The sequence below is a fragment of the Paenibacillus sp. PCH8 genome, from assembly GCF_002968835.1.
Taxonomy (GTDB): domain Bacteria; phylum Bacillota; class Bacilli; order Paenibacillales; family Paenibacillaceae; genus Paenibacillus.
Window position 1 is genome coordinate 1,694,519 of record NZ_PKQK01000001.1, and the last position, 18,473, is coordinate 1,712,991.

General features: G+C 46.2%; 15 protein-coding genes. 8 read left to right on the forward strand and 7 right to left on the reverse strand.

Going from position 1 to position 18,473, the window contains the following annotated elements; all coding sequences use genetic code 11:
• From glpK to C0Q44_RS07465, 3 genes are all read left to right on the forward strand, one after another.
• Positions 1–1,488, forward strand: coding sequence for a glycerol kinase GlpK (glpK, locus tag C0Q44_RS07455; protein ID WP_105406698.1), 1,488 nt, complete (start codon positions 1–3; stop codon positions 1,486–1,488).
• Between the two features lie 399 nt (positions 1,489–1,887).
• Positions 1,888–3,546 (forward strand): glycerol-3-phosphate dehydrogenase/oxidase, encoded by a 1,659-nt coding sequence (locus C0Q44_RS07460; RefSeq protein WP_105406699.1) that lies wholly within the window; start codon positions 1,888–1,890, stop codon positions 3,544–3,546.
• A 68-nt stretch (positions 3,547–3,614) separates the two neighbouring features.
• Positions 3,615–4,619, forward strand: a complete 1,005-nt coding sequence (locus tag C0Q44_RS07465) for a Gfo/Idh/MocA family protein (protein ID WP_105406700.1) — start codon at positions 3,615–3,617, stop codon at positions 4,617–4,619.
• 103 nt (positions 4,620–4,722) lie between these two features.
• On the opposite strand, the gene C0Q44_RS07470 is transcribed toward C0Q44_RS07465, so the two are convergent.
• On the reverse strand, positions 4,723–5,022 hold the full coding sequence (locus tag C0Q44_RS07470) for a winged helix-turn-helix transcriptional regulator (protein ID WP_105407638.1): 300 nt from the start codon (positions 5,020–5,022) through the stop codon (positions 4,723–4,725).
• Positions 5,023–5,442: 420 nt separating this feature from the next.
• Here C0Q44_RS07470 and C0Q44_RS07475 point away from each other — a divergent pair, with 420 nt between their 5' ends.
• Positions 5,443–5,820 (forward strand): DoxX family protein, encoded by a 378-nt coding sequence (locus C0Q44_RS07475; RefSeq protein ID WP_105406701.1) that lies wholly within the window; start codon positions 5,443–5,445, stop codon positions 5,818–5,820.
• Positions 5,821–5,950: 130 nt separating this feature from the next.
• On the opposite strand, the gene C0Q44_RS07480 is transcribed toward C0Q44_RS07475, so the two are convergent.
• The 5 genes from C0Q44_RS07480 to C0Q44_RS07500 all read right to left on the reverse strand — a co-directional run bounded on the left by C0Q44_RS07480 (position 5,951) and on the right by C0Q44_RS07500 (position 9,373).
• Complete coding sequence (locus C0Q44_RS07480) at positions 5,951–6,790, reverse strand: DNA alkylation repair protein (RefSeq protein WP_181150892.1); 840 nt, start codon at positions 6,788–6,790, stop codon at positions 5,951–5,953.
• 80 nt (positions 6,791–6,870) lie between these two features.
• Positions 6,871–7,566: a Crp/Fnr family transcriptional regulator gene (locus C0Q44_RS07485; RefSeq protein ID WP_105406702.1), complete on the reverse strand. Its 696-nt coding sequence runs from the start codon at positions 7,564–7,566 to the stop codon at positions 6,871–6,873.
• A 134-nt stretch (positions 7,567–7,700) separates the two neighbouring features.
• On the reverse strand, positions 7,701–8,219 hold the full coding sequence (locus C0Q44_RS07490; RefSeq protein WP_105406703.1) for an AbrB/MazE/SpoVT family DNA-binding domain-containing protein: 519 nt from the start codon (positions 8,217–8,219) through the stop codon (positions 7,701–7,703).
• 105 nt (positions 8,220–8,324) lie between these two features.
• Complete coding sequence (locus tag C0Q44_RS07495; protein WP_105406704.1) at positions 8,325–9,005, reverse strand: CidB/LrgB family autolysis modulator; 681 nt, start codon at positions 9,003–9,005, stop codon at positions 8,325–8,327.
• Positions 9,002–9,373, reverse strand: coding sequence for a CidA/LrgA family protein (locus C0Q44_RS07500; RefSeq protein ID WP_105406705.1), 372 nt, complete (start codon positions 9,371–9,373; stop codon positions 9,002–9,004). Before C0Q44_RS07500 ends, C0Q44_RS07495 begins: the two co-directional genes overlap by 4 nt.
• A 250-nt stretch (positions 9,374–9,623) precedes the next feature.
• Here C0Q44_RS07500 and cidR point away from each other — a divergent pair, with 250 nt between their 5' ends.
• Positions 9,624–10,532, forward strand: a complete 909-nt coding sequence (cidR, locus tag C0Q44_RS07505) for a cidABC operon transcriptional activator CidR (protein WP_105406706.1) — start codon at positions 9,624–9,626, stop codon at positions 10,530–10,532.
• 233 nt (positions 10,533–10,765) lie between these two features.
• Here the strand turns inward: cidR and C0Q44_RS31425 are convergent, their stop codons facing one another.
• Complete coding sequence (locus C0Q44_RS31425; RefSeq protein ID WP_105406707.1) at positions 10,766–11,263, reverse strand: antibiotic biosynthesis monooxygenase family protein; 498 nt, start codon at positions 11,261–11,263, stop codon at positions 10,766–10,768.
• 305 nt (positions 11,264–11,568) lie between these two features.
• Here C0Q44_RS31425 and C0Q44_RS07515 point away from each other — a divergent pair, with 305 nt between their 5' ends.
• The 3 genes from C0Q44_RS07515 to C0Q44_RS07525 all read left to right on the forward strand — a co-directional run bounded on the left by C0Q44_RS07515 (position 11,569) and on the right by C0Q44_RS07525 (position 18,425).
• The gene (locus tag C0Q44_RS07515; protein ID WP_105406708.1) at positions 11,569–13,881 is read left to right on the forward strand and encodes a helicase C-terminal domain-containing protein; all 2,313 of its coding nucleotides are present in this window, start codon (positions 11,569–11,571) and stop codon (positions 13,879–13,881) included.
• A gap of 405 nt (positions 13,882–14,286) precedes the next feature.
• Entirely contained in the window at positions 14,287–15,768 is a 1,482-nt protein-coding gene (locus tag C0Q44_RS07520; protein WP_105406709.1) for an alpha-amylase, read from the forward strand.
• Between the two features lie 374 nt (positions 15,769–16,142).
• Positions 16,143–18,425 (forward strand): hypothetical protein, encoded by a 2,283-nt coding sequence (locus tag C0Q44_RS07525; protein WP_105406710.1) that lies wholly within the window; start codon positions 16,143–16,145, stop codon positions 18,423–18,425.
• Positions 18,426–18,473 lie beyond the last annotated feature (48 nt).

Genomic DNA, 18,473 nt, shown 5'->3' on the forward strand with positions numbered 1-18,473 from the left:
ATGGAAAAATATATCTTGGCTCTGGATCAGGGGACGACAAGCTCCCGAGCTATTCTCTTTAATCGTGGCGGGGAGATTGTGCACATTGCACAGCAGGAGTTCCCTCAATATTTCCCCAAACCGGGGTGGGTGGAGCAGAATGCCAACGAGATCTGGAGTTCCATTCTTGCCGTTATGGCTTCCTGTCTGGCAGAGAGCGGGATCAAGCCGGTCCAGATCGCTGGAATCGGTATTACGAATCAGCGGGAGACCGTTGTCATCTGGGACAAAGAGACGGGCAGGCCCATCTATAATGCGGTGGTATGGCAGTCCAGACAGACCGCAGACATCTGTGATGAATTGAAGACGAAGGGGCTCGGAGATCTTTTTCGTCGCAAAACAGGTTTGCTTATCGATCCATACTTCTCGGGCACGAAGGTGAAGTGGATTCTGGATCATGTCCCTGGTGCCCGGGAGCGTGCCGCGAAAGGTGAATTGCTGTTTGGCACAATTGACAGCTGGCTGATCTGGAAGCTAAGTGGAGGGACACATGTCACGGATGTATCCAATGCATCGCGCACGCTGATGTATAACATCTATGAACTGCAATGGGACGATGAATTGCTGGATATTCTCGACATCCCCAAGGCCATGCTGCCTGAAGTACGCAGTTCATCCGAGGTGTACGCGCATACAACCGATTACCATTTCTTCGGTCACCGGATTCCAATTGCAGGGACGGCAGGAGATCAGCAGGCAGCTATGTTTGGTCAGGGATGCTACACCAAGGGCAGCATGAAAAATACATATGGTACAGGATGTTTCATGCTCATGAATACGGGAGAAGACCCGGTCCAATCGGACCATGGACTGATTACGACGATTGCCTGGGGCATGAATGGCAAGGTTGAATATGCACTTGAAGGCAGCATTTTTGTTGCAGGTTCTGCAGTTCAATGGCTGCGTGATGGGTTGAGAATGCTTCGCTCTTCAAAGGATAGTGAGGATTATGCCTCACGTGTACCCTCCACGGATGGCGTATATATGGTGCCTGCTTTTGTGGGACTCGGGAGTCCGTATTGGGATAGTGAGGTCAAGGGAGCGGTGTTTGGGCTGACACGTGGCACGACGAAGGAACACTTTATCCGGGCAACACTGGAGGCGCTCGCCTATCAGACCAAAGACGTGCTTGAAGCCATGGAATCCGACTCGGGCATTCCCGTGAATGCGTTACGCGTGGATGGTGGAGCCGCAGCCAATGATTTCCTCATGCAATTTCAGAGTGATATTCTGGGCATTCCTGTCGAACGTCCGACAGTGAATGAGACGACTGCACTCGGTGCGGCTTATCTGGCAGGGCTGGCGGTTGGATATTGGACGAATGCGGATGAATTGACGGATCATGAAAATACCGAGCGTGTCTTCCACCCCGTTATGGCTGAGGACCAACGGACAGAATTGTATGCAGGCTGGAAGCGAGCGGTGAACGCAGCGATGGCTTTCAAATAAAAGAAATGAATGAATATTTCGTGGTGTGGGCATTTGTACTTTTTCGTTAAACATATGTTATAAATGATAATTACTGGTGGAAGATGATGCATAACTTACAGGGTTATTTTTCCTGGGGAAGCTAAACCACATGCCCACTATAAGGAAAAATAAAATAATAGTGGATGGGTTTGAAAAACCATCCTTTGGCAGAGCAACTTTTTGAATTTTTTTTGAATAATGTGTCATTTCAGGACTTCACGGCGCCCCAAATCTGTGATAGGATTAACTCACAAGTTAAAAATGATGTCTGGAGATCGGGAGGGACCACGTGCCGCTCAGCAATTGCTGAGCGAATGACGTGGTCCTTTTTTTTGTTTTTTTACGAAATAATTAAGGGAATCAATGGGAGGTTCAAGGATGGCAGTATCTTTCTCGTCAGAACACCGGACCGAATATTTGCAGAGAATGGCGAATGCACATTTTGACATATTGATTATTGGCGGCGGGATTACGGGAGCAGGGATTGCGCTGGATGCGGCTTCTCGTGGATTGAAGACAGCACTTGTTGAAATGCAGGATTTTGCAGCAGGTACATCCAGTCGTTCGACCAAGCTGGTCCATGGCGGATTGCGATATTTGAAGCAATTTGAAGTGAAAATGGTTGCCGAGGTAGGACGGGAGCGGGCTGTAGTCTACGAGAATGGGCCACATGTGACAACCCCGGAACCCATGTTGCTACCCATATATACAGCGGGTACGTTCGGTCGCTTCAGTACATCCATGGGCCTGATGGTGTATGATCGGCTCGCCGGGGTGAAGCGCAGTGAACGGCGCCAAATGTTGAATGCCGGAGCAGTGTCAGCGAGTGAACCGTTACTGCGCAAACAGGGATTGTTGGGCGGAGGACTCTATGTGGAGTACCGGACAGATGATGCCAGACTCACCATTGAAGTCATGAAAGAAGCTGTCAAACGCGGCGCACAGGCAGTGAACTATGTGAAGGCGGAGGGTTTCCTGAAGGAGAACGGCAAGATTACAGGCATTCAAGTCGTGGATCAGATCGACGGCCAGGCTTATCCGCTGAAGGCAAGTAAGGTAGTCAACGCTTCTGGCCCATGGGTTGATGGGCTGCGGGAATTGGATGGTTCACGCCAAGGCAAAACGCTACAGATGACCAAAGGCATTCATCTGGTCTTTGACGGTGCCAGATTCCCGTTAAGGCAGGCGGTCTATTTTGATACGCCAGATGGACGAATGGTTTTTGCAGTCCCTCGTGATGGTAAAACCTATGTAGGAACCACCGATACGGTATTTCAGGATGATCCTGCTCATCCACGAATCTCCGAGGCGGACCGTGATTATGTGATTGATGCCGTCAATGTCATGTTTCCAGATGTAGGCGTTGGCACCGAAGATGTTGAATCTGGATGGGCGGGTGTACGTCCGCTAATCCATGAGGAAGGCAAGAATCCTTCCGAAATTTCACGTAAAGATGAAGTGTGGGTATCGGATTCCAGTCTGATTACGATTGCCGGCGGCAAGTTAACCGGATACCGTAAAATGGCCGAGATGGTCGTTGATCTGGTCGCGCGTCAGATGGAGCAGGAGAATGGATATTCCATAGGTCCTTGTGTAACGAAGAAGATGCCGATCTCCGGGGGGCACGTAGGGGGTTCAGCTGGATTCGTATCCTATGCGGAGCGCAAGATTAAGGACGGTGTCGCACTGGGTCTTGCCCGGCCTGCTGCAGAGCGTCTCGTCCGCACGTATGGTTCCAATGTGGAATCATTGTATGAACGAATGCCTGATCCACGGACCAAGGCAGAGCTTCATGGTCTTCCACAGGAGCTTCTGCTGATGCTGCGTTATGCGATCGAAGAAGAGATGACTGTAACCCCGTCTGACTTTCTGGTAAGAAGAACAGGAGATTTGTTCTTCCGTATTGATGAAGTCCGTCGTTATAAGGCAGCGGTTATCTCTTATATGGCGGGGCGTTTGAACTGGTCTGAAGAGCAAGCGGTCATGTACGCACAGGAACTGGATCAGCTGTTGTTGGAAGCATCCGGCAGAATCTGAGGCAGGATTTCAAGGCTGAGAGTCGAATGGAACATGTAAGCGTGTAACACAGAGAGGGGATTACATCCATGACATTACAGATCGGAATCATTGGAACAGGCTGGTTCAGTAAGGTACATGCGGATATTCTCGCACGAATGGAAGGTGTTCGTGTCGCGAGTGTCTGTGGAACAACGTTGGAGAAGGCAGAGGCTATGGCCTCCGTCTATGATGCTGTTGGTTACGGTGAACTTGATCATATGTTGGATGGTGAGAAGCTGGATGCGGTGTATATCTGTGTGCCTCCGATGTCTCACGGATCGATTGAGTCGGAATTAAACCGCCGCGGTATTCCATTCCTGGTGGAGAAACCGTTAAGTACCGGCATGGACGTTCCGCGACAGGTATTGGATCAGGTACAGAAGAGTGGGTTGATCACCTCCGTGGGTTACCACTTCCGTTATCAGGAGGCTGCTCAGGTACTACAGCAAGCGATGAAAGAACAGACCGTGGGTATGGCCCTCGGCCGCTGGATGGGTGGAATGCCAGGAGTTGCCTGGTGGCGGCGTCAGGAGGGTTCAGGAGGACAGTTCGTAGAGCAGACTACACATATTGTAGACTTGCTTCGATATTGTGCAGGAGAAGTCACAGAAGTATACGCTGTAGCTGCCCAGCGAAGTATGCATGAGAAGCATGAGCATGTCACGGTGGCCGATGTGGCGAATGTGACGCTCAAGCTGGAAAGTGGAGCAATTGCAAGTATCGCGAATACATGTCTCTTACCCGATGGAGAGGGCGGCGCAGGTCTCCAGTTCTATACGGATGCCGGCGTATGGGACTGGACACCGGAACGTCTGCTTCTGCCAAGTGCTGCTCCACATGCGATGGCAGGTCTGGAGATTCCGGCAGGACATAATCCATATGAGCGGGAGAATGAAGCGTTCATTCACGCTCTTCGTACAGGAGACCGTTCACGGATTCTGTCTGATTACGCGGATGCCTGTCGTACACAGGAGATTACAACGGCGGCATTGGCATCGGCGGATTCTGGCCTGCCAGTAAAGCTTCAGCCATCCAAGCATCTCTCTCATTAAGGTTGAGAATAATCTAAATACGCCTGAATTGTAGCTGATCCGCAGATCAGCCCAATTCAGGCGTATTTATGTTGAGTAAAAATGAATGAAGCAGGGATTCAAATTACTCGGATTTCTGCTGTTTCAACCAGTCGGAGGACCAATTATATATCTGATTAATGACAGGTTCAATGGCTTTGCCTTTGGGTGTCAATTCATATTCCACACGGGGAGGGATCTCGGGAAACATATGCCGGGTCACGATACCTTCCGTCTCCATTTCCTTCAGACGCTCCGATAATAGTCGTCCGCTGATTGCCATTTCGGCTTCCAGTTCTGTAAACCGTTTGGGTCCAGACAACAGCTGGTACATGATTAGCAGTACCCACTTTTTACCGATAATGTCTATAGCCTGAGTGATCATACAGGGACTTGGTGCTTTTGCTTTTCTCAGTTTCAACGTGTTCACCTCGATTCATAAGCTTTTCCTTACAGTTGTATATAAAAGGACATGGTTTCTGCCGCTCTAAGAATGTGAAGATATTCAGGTTAATGAAGGTTACTGCAAAATATACTGTAACATACCTTTTGTATGTATTATACATCATATAACAAAAAATTACTTGAAGAAATTATCTTATTATTATATACTAGCTTCACAAAAGTAAGTTGGTGATAAATAATGAGTATAGTATCAAAGCGTATTATATCGAAAGATATTTTAGTTGGACGTATGACAACAGAGTTACCTTAGGGCAACTTTAACATAGATTCTTTTTATAGCTTATCGAAAAAAATTCATCGCACGAACAATTCATTCGTTACGTTACAGGAGGATATACATATGAACAAAATTCTGGGTTATGTTTTTCTAGTTGTGCTTGCAGGTGTATTCGTGATGACAGGGTTTAACAAAATCAGTGGAGCAGAGATGATGGTTCAGACGTTCGAGAGTTTCTCTTATCCCAAGTGGACGATGTATCTGCTCGGTGCTATGGAACTGCTCAGTGCAGTGGGGCTACTGATTCCGCGCACTCGCATCCTTGCTTCTGGGGTGCTAACATTCATCCTGATTGGGGCCGTGGGAAGTCATCTGATCTATGCACAATATTCCGCTGTTCCATTCCCGGCCGTGTTATTGGTAGCTAACATTGTAGTCCTGCTTGTGAGCATGCGCAGATTGGAAGAAGAAGAAAGCAACATGGATATTGTACAGGCGTAAACGAGAAGATAAGGATGACGTTAATGGGGCTATTGGATCGAGAGGAAGAATATTCCCGTTAACAGAAATATAACATGTGAATAGCCTATACAGAAGATGACCACTGCCAATGAGCGGTGGTCATCTTATTTTATGAAAGACTTCGTCGGCCGCGTGTGACGATTCGCAGCGTATGTGGGGTATCCGACTGCTGGAGCCAAGTGGCGCATGTCTGCCGCACCCACTCCGGGTTTGTCTTGCTGGCATCGTTCAGCCAGTTACTTACTGAATCCTGTACATACTTATGGGCATCGGATTTCACGGCGTCAAGCAAGGGAAGGGCTATGGTGGGATTTTCTTTTAGCTCCTGAATATGTTTGGCCCACACGCCACGAGGCCGGATTGATTCTATGGCAAAGCGCCGGATCAGCGGATCAGGGTCAACGCTCCATGGGATTAAATGTTGCAAGGCTGTAGATAATTCGGCAGAGATGGATTCACGCACAGCCATCCAGGCGATTTCCCTTACACCAAAATGGTGATCTGCTGCAAAGGGGCGGATCTGCTCCAGTTTATCGGTCAGGCTCAAGCGGGAATCCAGTCCAATAATATAAGCTGCCCAGCAGCGAATACTGTCTGAACGATGCTCTGCAAGGGAATGGAAGAGGTGCGCTCGCTTATGAACTTCCAGGCGCTCCAGAAGAGAGAGCCATTGAATGGAAATGGTTGGAATGATTTTCATAATCCGCTGCTCATCCATCCGGTTTAACGTTTCTGTGATTTCTCTGGTATCGGCATCCATACCCCATTCATGGATGATCTGCTGAAAAAGCATGACGTGATCCACTGCCAGCCATTCCGTCAGATTTACCGATTCAATATGTCCTGCTTGCAACAGGCTACGAATATGATCCGGGATCTCTGTTGCTTTACGGGCACCTTTGCGATGAAGAACGTCTTCCGGGATAAATAGATCTGGCTTAGCATCCAATGGTATGCTCTCCTCCTTGGTTGTATAGACTCATGAGTTATACAATATAACCTTGCTGGAGAACAGGGATGTAAGGCATCTTACAAGTGGGCAGTGATTTTCCGAAGGTTTGCGATTTCGTCACGATGGAGGGAGACTGATTTGAATCCGGTACGAATACGGCCTGCTCTTGCTAATTCTTGCATGGTAACGGTGACCGATTCTCGTGTGGCTCCCGCCATCCAGGCAATTTCCTGATGGGTAAGCGTGAGTTGAATCCTGCAGTACTCATTCTCTTCGATCCATCCCATCTGTTCAGCCAGCCGAAAGAGATTATGTATCACTTTTTCATGCAGGTTCCCGAGTGCGAGCGTCTGTGTCAACTCGCTCATTCGTTTAATCCGCTCACTTAGCACATTCATCAGTCTCATCATAAATTGTGGATGTTCAATTAGAAACTGCTCAAAACGCTGCTTGTTCATCAGGCAAATATCACATTCCTCCATCGTTTCAATATAAACGGTACGTGTTCCGAGTGAAATCCCGTTCATTTCTCCAAACACGTTACCTTCTTTCAGAATATCCAACGTAAACTGCTTGCCCTCCGGGCTCAATGTATACAATCGAACCTTCCCTCGTTTCACAAAATAGAAACCCTCTGCAAACGTATCCGGTGTCTGAATCGGTCTGTTTTTGGGCATGGTCGTTATGGAAGTCATACTATCCATTTCAATCAGGTCGGCCTCGGATAAGGAGGACATGAGGTCGAATTGTGATAAATACAGGATGTTATCCATGAATCTCATCTCCTTTCCTCCGCTACATCAAAATAAAAAAAAAGAAGAACCCACGAAAAACAACGGGTTCTCTTGCAGCGGGACTTCCTGAATCGGAAGGTCTCCTGACTATAAATGATCGAATACCATTCTTATTATAGTAACTTTTTTAATTGAGAGACGCGTCCTTGGCTAATGCCAAGCCTTTCCGCAATTTGCTGTTGAGCCAAACCGGGATTCTGTTCAACAATTTCCTTCATCTGTTGCAGCATGCGTGCCGTCTTCGGCCGCAAGTCCGGGTAGTCTTGGTTGTCAGCTGGGGTCCCCTCTTCCCAAGCGGGAGATGAGACTGAAGCGGGTTTGGTAGCAGGACGCTCCACGGGTGCAGGAGCCTGTTTGTTCTGAGGTACGAACCAGTTGGGAGAATCATCCGGGTGTTTTAATTGAATTGCACAAGTCCGGCAGATGAATTGTTCTTTGAAATACATTTCCGTATTTACTTCACCGCAAAAAATACATAATGTTGATTTGTACTTTCTTAAAATCAACTCTTTCCCTTCAATGAAAAATTCAAGCGGATCGCCGATATGGATTTCCATCGTATCCCGCATTTCTTTGGGAAGGACAATTCGTCCAAGACGGTCCAGAGATCTCTTCATTCCTGTTCTTTTCATCGCATCTCCCCCGCAATATTCACAATTAAAACCTGTCCTTATTGTAAGGAAGAAAGGGCTTTAATACAACAATAATATTTCAAAAAATAGGGATAATCCCATCTATTATGGGAAAATAAGTTTGGAGAGGACGGGTGCAATGGCTAAAGTGAACAATGCAGCCAGCACCATGGAGATGCTGGAGATGGTTCCTGTCAGTGAACTCAGCTCGAATGCCTTGGATGTTCCTGTGCCATGGGCACCGGTTCCAAGCAGAGCACCTCGTGCAATCTCGCCATCAATGCGTAGCAATTTAACAATGGAAGGCCCCATAATTGCCCCGAGCAGGCCGGTCATAATGACAAAAACCGCGGTAACTGCCGGAATACCACCGATCGTAGCCGATACATTCATCGCAATGGGCGTTGTAATGGAACGGGGAATCAGGCTATGGACCAGCCCGGAATCCAGACGTAGCCATTTGGCAAGCAGGGCAGAAGATATGACCGCCACGACCGAGCCGGTCATGACACTGAAGACAATCTCGGAAATATGTTTTTTGAGTACATGGAAAAAGGTATAGAGCGGTACGGCAAAGGCTACGGTAGCTGGTTGAAGCAGTAGACTGAGCCATTTGCCACCGCTGCTATAGGCGGTGTAATCTGTTCCGGTTGCGAGCAACACACCCACGACAAGCAGCGGCGTAATAAGTAGCGGTGACAGATATACTTTCGGCAGATTGCGATACATTCGTTTGGCAACCCCGTAGATCCCGACGGTTAATAACAGGCAGAGGAATCCAATCATCCGGTGTGACGCTCCTTTCTTTTGGCAATTCGTGTAGCCACAAAGCCTGTGCAGGCCATGACCAGGAATGTGCTCAGTAGCACGATAAATAGAATTTGCAGTCCGTCATGCTTCAGCATAGGCATATAGTTCATGATTCCGACGGCTGACGGGATAAAAAATAACAGTAGTTCACCAAGCAGCCAGGCAGCTCCAACTTCAATCCAGCGCAGCTTCACGACTCGGGTCTGAAGCAGAATGAACAGCACAACCATACCAAGTATTGAACCGGGTACAGGCAGATGGAGAGCACGGGCCAGCAGGTCCATGAGCAGTGAAAAAACCATTAAGAGTGCAACCTGTACAATACCAAGGCCCCATTTTTTCACGACAATCCCTCCTTATATCATCCATGTGTTAATGTGTATTTGTTATGAAAATGAATGGAAACGTTGCTTGAATCAATTTCATAACTCACTAAAAGTGAATTTATGTAACTAGCCCTGATTGAAGCAGCCAAAGGTATTATGAGAATGATTCACCTGATATCATAAATTTTACATTGCATTCTTTCATGAGTAAAATGCATATTAAGAATGTTTACTATTCCATTTATCTATGAGAGGTGGAAAGCCCACGATGGATATCCGACATTTGCAATATTTTCTGGAAGTCGCCCGGCAACAGAGCTTCACCAAAGCGGCCGAAGTGCTGTATATCACCCAGCCGACCATCAGCAAGACCATCAAGAGTCTGGAAGATGAATTGGGTGTCACACTCCTCGACCGTTATGGTAAGAAGGTACAACTGACGGATGCGGGACATGTTTTTTTTCGGCAGGCGCTGGAGATTGAAAAATCATTTCGTAGTCTGTCGTCCGAATTAGACGATCTGATGAACTTGAAGAAAGGTCATCTACGGATCGGCTTGCCGCCGATGGTAGGGTCCAGCTTTTTTCCCATGATCATTGGCGAATTTCACAAAGCCTACCCGCAGGTGACTATTCAGCTCTTTGAAGATGGTGCCAAAAAAGTGGAGGCCGATGTGATCAGCGGTGCTCTGGATATTGGCGTTGCGGTATTGCCAACCGTGGATGAGGTGTTAGATCATTTTGTTTTTGTCAAAGAGAAGCTGAATCTGCTGGTGCATCCTTCGCATCCGCTGGCAGAGAGAGAGTCGGCCGCCTTGCGTGAACTGGAGCATGATGCATTCGTGCTATTTCGGGAGGATTTTGCGCTGCACGATCGGATTATTGTGGCCTGCCAGCAAGCCGGATACCAACCTCGGGTCGTGTATGAGAGCTCCCAATGGGATCTGCTCAGTGCGATGGTTGCTGCCAATCTGGGCGTAGCGCTACTGCCGGAGACGATCTGTCGGGAGGTAGACCATATGCGTGTGCGAATCATACCGGTAATGGAACCTGTAATTCCATGGCAACTCGGCATGATCTGGCGGAAGGATCGTTATCTGTCTTTTGCCACCCGAGAGTGGATCGGATTCACGCAGTCCATGCTGTCCGATAACGGCAATCAGAGAGGCAAGGTGTGACCTTCTCAAGGTCACCTTACACGTATACGGAAATAGATATATCCCCGTTCAGCAAGGGAATAATGAGTTCCATCCCCTATCGGTCGCCAGAATAAAGAGAGAGGCATCATTCCGTACCGAGCCGGAAGGAAGATAAATAGCTTTCGGATTTCAAATGCAAAAACCTCTTCCGCGGAGGAAGAGGTAGGGCATAAACGGATTTCTGTGATGAAAGACCAATTCGGCCCGATCCGTTATTCTATAGTGTACGTTGTGACGTAAGAAGATCTGGGGAACATGGTCGGCTTCTGTGCGGTCAAACCGTCACTCGTACTGCGATTACGGTGAGCATGGTTGTACGCCTGAGACTCTTGCCAGTCTTTGAAATTCTCCTCAGAGTGCCAGAGTGTAAGTACCACATATGTATCGTCCTTGAGTGGACGAAGCACACGAATACCGACAAAACCAGGCTCGTCTTCTACCTTGCGAGCACGGTTCTTGAACCTTTCTTCGAAATCGCCGCGACCTTCTTCTGTCACAGGGATATTATTCAGAACGGCATAACCCCCGCCTGTCCAGGAGCCTGAGGCATCAAATGCTTCATATGCAGCTACAGTATCATCAGACTCGATATTCATCAAACGTTCTGCCGATTCAATGGCCAGACGTACCTGATCCTCGCTGCGCAACGTCAGATGCGGGTATGCAGCAAGTGCATCCGGGATCGGTGAAGGAACCAAATAGATATACATAGGAAGCCGCCTCCTCATAATAAGTACATTTCATAAGTTGAACCTGACTTTTAGATCAAAACGGAGAGTGCAGAACCAGTCCGAAGAAGCAAAGCGTGCGCCCGAAAGCTTTCTGAAGAAAAGCCACAGCGTAAGCGATCGGAAGGTGGTTCTGTCATCGGAGTGGCAAGTGTAACAGGTTCTAATCGAACCTATACACCCCAACATAGCATATGGGAAAGAGCGAGTCCAATTCGCAGATCAACTGGTTTGGGCATGTCCATTCGTGATAAAGTATAGTCACTACAAACAGAACGGGTGATCGTATGGCAACAACAATTCGGATATCAGTCAGGCCTTTGGTGGAGTATGTGTACCGCAGCGGCAGTATTCGTCCAGGGTTTCGTAGCAATGCCTCCATGCAGGAAGGAACGCGGATTCACCAGCGGGTGCAGAAGGAGTACACAGAGGAAGATCTGAAAGAGATCGTACTGGAAGCTGAGATCCAATATGGCGATCTGACCTATGTGGTGGAGGGGCGATGTGACGGGCTGATTCGTCTGGACGGTCAGTTAACGGTGGATGAGATCAAATCTACTGCGGGCAGTCTGGATGATCTGGGTGAAGGACTTCAGGTACATTGGGCACAGGCTATGATGTATGCCTACATGTACGCTGTTCAGCAAGACGAACCACGTATGCAGGTTCAGCTTACGTATGTGCACTCGGTGACTCACGAAGAAAGGCGTTTTCGCCGAATGGCAGAACGACAGGAACTGGAGCAGTTCGCCGCTGAGGTCATTGCCGGATATACACCCTATGCAGAGATGATTGCTGCATACGAAGAAAAGCGTGATATCAGTGTGCGCGAGCTGCCGTTTCCTTTTCGCAAATATCGGGAGGGACAACGGAAGCTGGCAGGAGCTGTATACAAGACGATCCGTGAGGGTCAGGGATTGATGGCAAAGGCACCGACAGGCATTGGCAAGACCATGTCTGTACTGTTCCCCACGGTCAAAGCCATTGGCGAAGGCGAGGCCAACCGATTGTTCTATTTGACCGCGAGAACGACGACACGGGTGGCGGCAGAAGAGGCTTTTGGCCGAATGCAATCGGAAGGATTGAACATGCATGTCATCAGTCTGACCGCGAAGGACAAGATCTGTTTCAAGGATGAGGAAGCTTGTGATACAGGTGAGTGCGGTATGTGCGAGGGATATTACGACCGTATTAATGGAGCTGTGCTGGATATGCTGGAACATGAGACGTTAATGACACGCCCAGTCATCGAGCAGTATGCGCGTAAACATCGGGTGTGTCCGTTTGAATTCTCACTGGATGCGGCATATGCAGCCGATGCAGTCATCTGTGATTATAACTATATTTTCGACCCGCGAATTTCACTCAAACGTATGCTCGAGGAACAGAAGCGCAAGACGGTGTTATTGGTGGATGAGGCACATAATCTGGTGGATCGCGGACGAATGATGTTCTCTGCGGAGCTGGAGAAGGCTGTGTTTCTGGATGTAAAAAGAGAGTTTCAGCCGCTGGGCAGCAGCGTGCCAGCCGCTAAAGCCATTGCAGATCGCACCGGAGCCATCGACAAATATCTGATTACCCTTCGCCAAAACGGTGGAGAAGAAGGGAAGATCATTCAGCAGGAGGCACCGGAGGAACTTATTGAACTGCTGGAGCCTTTTGTTATGGTGGCAGAGCAATGTCTTGTCGAGGGTGGTTCAGGCCATGCGGAGACGGATCAGCTGTTGCTGGATGCCTATTTCACGGCGCAGAATTTCGTGCGTATTGCCAAACTGTATGATGAACGTTTTATCACGTATGCCGAGTGTGTTCGAAGTGAAGTGAGAGTGAAGTTGTTCTGTCTTGACCCATCTACACTGCTTCGTCAGACGGCCAAAGGATTCCGCTCCACTATTCATTTCTCGGCGACGTTGTCACCCCTCCGCTATTATCGGGATATGCTGGGTGCAGAGGAAGAAGATTATACGTTGCAGATTCCTTCCCCGTTCCAGCGTGAGCAGTTGGATGTGAGACTCCTGCCTTTATCGGTGCGTTATAAGGATCGGGAACAATCACGGCGGCCCATTGCGGAGATGCTGCAACAGCTGGTATCCGAATGGCCGCGCAGTAACCTGATGGTGTTCTTCCCCTCTTATCCCTATATGAGAGAGATCTATGACACCTACATGCAGCTTCCTGATGAAGCGGATACGGTCATACAGAAGCAGGGCATGAACGAATTGGAACGGGAGCAGTTTCTGGATGCATTCCAGCCGCATCCTGAACGAACACGATTGGTATTTGCCGTTATGGGCGGTGTGTTCTCGGAGGGTGTCGATCTGCCGGGGGATCGCCTGAATGGAGTCGTTGTTGTAGGTGCGGGACTGCCGCAGATTGGCCTGGAGAACAACGTGCTTCGTGATTATTATGACCGGACCGGGCGGAACGGTTTCAATTATGCTTATATTTTCCCCGGGATGAACAAGGTGCTACAGGCGGGTGGAAGACTGATTCGGACGGAAGAAGACAAGGGTGTGCTGGTGCTGGTCGATGATCGTTTCACGCAGGAACCATATCGTTCGCTACTGCCCGAGGAGTGGCAGGACTATAAGCGAATTTGATGAACCAACCACGGGATGAAATGATGCATGTATATAAGTTGAACTAATCATTTACACGATAACGGAGAGGACAGAAAAAACCTGAAAAAGCGAAGCGTTCGCCTAAAAGCTTTCTGAAAGAAAGCTGCATCGGAAGCATACGCTATCCCCGGATTTCCCCCTTAGGAAAAGGGAATCAAAAAATCTGGGGATAACAGCGATTGGAAGGTTATTCTGTCATCGTAGTGTCCGTGTAAATAATCTTTAGTTCAACTTATGTAACACATTTTTTTCAAAATTCTTTCATTTTCATGATTGAAGGGTAGGGTGAAAGGGTTATAACTTGGTTAGCAACGAACGAACAACGGCGAATACCCTATCCGTTCCGAGGTCCGCTTCGAAAGCAATCAAGGAGGTCGGTTTGTAATGAAGAGAAATCATACCATGATGCAGTTTTTTGAATGGCATTTGACTGCAGACGGAGATCATTGGAAGCGACTGGCCGAAATGGCCCCGGAACTGAAAGCCAAAGGCATTGATTCGGTATGGGTACCTCCCGTAACGAAGGCAGTGTCTGCAGAAGATACAGGTTATGGTGTATATGATCTGTACGATCTGGGCGAGTTTGACCAAAAGGGTACCGTGCGCACCAAATATGGCACCAAGCAGGAACTGGTGGAAGCCATTGCCGAGTGTCAGAAGAATGGAATAGCCGTCTATGTGGACCTGGTGATGAACCATAAGGCCGGGGCAGATGAGACGGAAGTCTTCAAAGTGATTGAGGTGGATCCCCATGATCGAACGAAGGAAATCTCCGAACCGTTCGAGATTGAGGGTTGGACCAAATTCACATTCCCGGGTCGCGGAGATCAATACTCATCCTTTAAGTGGAACTCCGAACATTTTAATGGCACGGACTTTGATGCCAAGGGAGAACGGAGCGGTGTATTCCGAATCGCAGGTCAGAACAAGAACTGGAATCAGAACGTCGATGATGAGTTTGGCAACTACGATTATCTGATGTTCGCCAATATAGATTATAACCACCCGGATGTTCATCGCGAGATGATTGACTGGGGCAAATGGCTGATCGATACGCTTCAGTGTGGTGGGTTCCGGCTGGATGCCATCAAGCATATCAACCATGAATTCATCAAGGAATTCGCAGCAGAGATGATTCGCAAACGCGGTCAGGATTTCTACATCGTAGGTGAGTTCTGGAACTCGAATCTGGATGCATGTCGTGAATTCCTCGATACGGTAGACTATCAGATCGATCTATTCGATGTGTCCCTCCATTACAAGCTGCATGAGGCTTCACTGGCAGGCAGGGATTTCGACCTCTCCAGAATTTTCGATGACACCCTAGTTCAGACCCATCCTACCCATGCGGTGACTTTTGTAGACAACCACGATTCCCAACCCCATGAAGCGCTGGAATCGTGGATTGGTGATTGGTTTAAGCCGAGCGCCTATGCGTTGACGCTGTTACGTCGCGATGGTTATCCGGTTGTATTTTACGGAGATTATTATGGCATTGGTGGACCTGAACCTGTGGATGGCAAAAAAGAAATTCTGGACATTCTGCTGTCTGCTCGTTGCAACAAGGCATATGGAGAGCAGGAAGATTACTTCGATCACGCAAATACGATTGGCTGGGTACGCCGTGGCGTAGAGGAAATCGAAGGCTCCGGTTGTGCTGTGGTCATCTCCAACGGGGATGATGGTGAGAAACGCATGTTCATCGGTGAGCATCGTGCCGGAGAAGCCTGGGTGGATCTGACGCACAGCTGTGAGGATCAGATTACGATTGAGAAAGACGGCTGGGCCACGTTCCACGTCTGCGGTGGAGGCGTCTCGGTATGGGCGCTGCCTGAGCAGAATGAGGACTGTGCTGATGCTGAGTAATAGAGTGAAAGAATGAGAATGAATGATATTAGGAACAACCATATATAGACCGTTAAATCCACCTGAACTGGCGCGTGTCTGCCGTGCAGGTGGTTTTTGGTGTGTTACGTTAACAACACCGCAGCTGTTTTTTAATCGCTTTTAAGAGTTTTTTGAACAGGCTCTTAAAGAAGTTTGAATTGATATGACAAATAATAAGTTCTGAAATGTCAAAAATCAAACAAAATTAATGATTATCTTGAATATTGACAAAGTAAAGTTTGACAAGCCTCAAGGTTTGAATTAGGATGGTGACATAATAAAATATTAAATTTGGCAATTATGCATGAAAAACGAATTTGAGTGTACTCTTTTGACTAATATGGAGGTGTATTATGGAACAAATAAAAGTGACGATAAAGAAAGAAGATGAAGAAAAATATCAATTTGATGTTAGGATGGGTGAAATTCGGACAAGACCTACGGTTGAATGTAATGAACAGGCTGCTATGCAAATACATAAACAACTTTGTTTTGTGAATGAAAACCCTGAACTATTCAATGTGAATGAACCTTTAGTTTTTAAAGATTTTTCAACAAGAATTTATGGGCTATACGGAATTAACATTGAGGTGGGGGATAAATTTATTGATTTCACAATAGGGGAAACTGTAAAGATTCTAAATTTGCTTCATAAGAAACGATCCGTAGAAAGAAAGAGTCCTGTGAAAGATATCCTTAATACTGCAAAAATTATATTCGATATATTTATAAGGTTACTTTTATTAGGACAATTTGGAACGGGGAAGTCAACGATCATAAAGAAGTTAAGTGGGATACATGATGATGTAGATTTTCCGGTCGTAGATACCGCTAGAACTACCATACACGATGCACACTATATATTTAAAGATAGAAATAAATATAAAGCATTCAGGTTTTCGATTGATTTCAAATCTAGTCAGGAAATATACAGGTTAGTTTCAGAATGCTACATTCGCGCCACTGACAGAATATTTGCAGGGATCTTAGAAAATAAAGCGAAAACTGAAATTCAAGATAAAGCTATGATTGATTTCGTATCAGACCCAGATAAAATTTTTAAAATAGAATACATTTTTGGTAAATATTATAATTCAAATAATCCTAAAAGGGATCAAGCAGAAAAAAACGAACAGGTACGCTTTTGGGATGAAATTTATCAGTCCATCTACAAGCTAATTGTTGGATTTATGGAAAAAGAGGTTTATGGATTCAAGGATGGGGAAGAAAATACGGCACCTATCGAAAAGGATTTAAGAGATAAGTTTCTAAAGGACCGCCTTTACAGCGGAAAAATTGATGACTTGGTTTGGCAAGTAGTTGATCTGCTTGAAAGTAAAATTAGAGGAATTTGCGAGCAATTGGAAGCTGAGGGTAAGGGTGGTATTGTATTCGATGGGAAAGAGGTTGTCGGTTTTAAAAATGATAATTATGACATTGATAAAATAGAGGAATATGTAACTCTCTTTTCCTCAACAAATATCATAAATTTCACTAAAATAATTACTCCACTTGTTCAATCAATCGCAATTGAAGTTCCGTATAATAATAATTTAAGTGAAAAATTGAAACAACAAGTTATATGTGTAACAGATACAGTAGGGTTTGAACATAGAAAAACAGATGATACTGGAAGCTTGGAAGGCAGTACACAATATTCCTATAACAACTATGATGTTATTGGAATTATAGATTCTTCCAAGCAATCGATGAATGGAACAACGGAAAATCTTTTAAGAGAAGTATATAACAATGCTGATAAAAGTAAGGTCATGCTTATGTATACCTTTTTTGATGAATTTACAAAGAAAGATTTTGAAGATTCTACGGATAAGGAGTATTTCCTAATGGATCTTCAAAACACAACTCTGAGAAAGATTGACGATACAGATAAGGTTGAGAATTTTATTGTTATGTTAGAGAAGCGTACGAGATTTTTGCAAGGATTAATGACTAATGATCCAAATTGCATGGCAGGTTTATTAGGATCTATCCGAGAGCATTTTGAAAACTTGTACAATTATAAGAAGCTTGAAATAATTAACGTAAAAAAACCACTAATGGCCTTCAACTACAGAAGACTTGCGTTAGTATTTAATAAGGCTCAAGAGGACTATATAAAGCAGCAGAAATATTTGTATTTACACAACTACCCTGGATATAAAACTACAGAGGCATTAACGGGAAGATTAAAAAATGGACATACTTGTTTTTCTGGAACAAATAGATCTTTAAAACCTATTGATGATTTTAGCGCTATCTTGATGGAAAAGGTTGAGCGATTTATAAGAATTCCCGATGGGATAAATTTTAAAATAAAGTCTGCAATTCCCAATCATGAAGAGAAGGTTATAGATTGGTTTAAAGAAGAGGTTAGTAGTGCTGTAAAATATATAGTTAAAAAAATATTTGTAGATGTGAGAACCGAGTCGTGGAATAAATTATATATTGATGGTGGAGCAGGTGTTGATTATAGACGTAGAATCGGGATTATTCAAGAGATAAACGAAATTCTCCCTGAATTAGTTATTGATAAAACAACATTTGCTGACAGATGGATTCAAGAAATCGAATCAATCTTCGAAAGGGTTTTAGAAGACATGACAGAAGTAGTACTTAATTTCGAGAGTGAGTAAAATATGGAGATAAGAAATCATCCCAGTGTTAACTGATTTCAAATAATG

Coding starts and splice junctions, on each gene's coding strand:
- glpK (WP_105406698.1), top strand. CDS start 1: ATGGAAAAATATATCTTGGCTCTGGATCAGGGGACGACAAGCTCCCGA.
- C0Q44_RS07460 (WP_105406699.1), top strand. CDS start 1,888: ATGGCAGTATCTTTCTCGTCAGAACACCGGACCGAATATTTGCAGAGA.
- C0Q44_RS07465 (WP_105406700.1), top strand. CDS start 3,615: ATGACATTACAGATCGGAATCATTGGAACAGGCTGGTTCAGTAAGGTA.
- C0Q44_RS07470 (WP_105407638.1), bottom strand. CDS start 5,022: ATGATCACTCAGGCTATAGACATTATCGGTAAAAAGTGGGTACTGCTA.
- C0Q44_RS07475 (WP_105406701.1), top strand. CDS start 5,443: ATGAACAAAATTCTGGGTTATGTTTTTCTAGTTGTGCTTGCAGGTGTA.
- C0Q44_RS07485 (WP_105406702.1), bottom strand. CDS start 7,566: ATGGATAACATCCTGTATTTATCACAATTCGACCTCATGTCCTCCTTA.
- C0Q44_RS07490 (WP_105406703.1), bottom strand. CDS start 8,219: ATGAAAAGAACAGGAATGAAGAGATCTCTGGACCGTCTTGGACGAATT.
- C0Q44_RS07495 (WP_105406704.1), bottom strand. CDS start 9,005: ATGATTGGATTCCTCTGCCTGTTATTAACCGTCGGGATCTACGGGGTT.
- cidR (WP_105406706.1), top strand. CDS start 9,624: ATGGATATCCGACATTTGCAATATTTTCTGGAAGTCGCCCGGCAACAG.
- C0Q44_RS31425 (WP_105406707.1), bottom strand. CDS start 11,263: ATGTATATCTATTTGGTTCCTTCACCGATCCCGGATGCACTTGCTGCA.
- C0Q44_RS07515 (WP_105406708.1), top strand. CDS start 11,569: ATGGCAACAACAATTCGGATATCAGTCAGGCCTTTGGTGGAGTATGTG.
- C0Q44_RS07520 (WP_105406709.1), top strand. CDS start 14,287: ATGAAGAGAAATCATACCATGATGCAGTTTTTTGAATGGCATTTGACT.
- C0Q44_RS07525 (WP_105406710.1), top strand. CDS start 16,143: ATGGAACAAATAAAAGTGACGATAAAGAAAGAAGATGAAGAAAAATAT.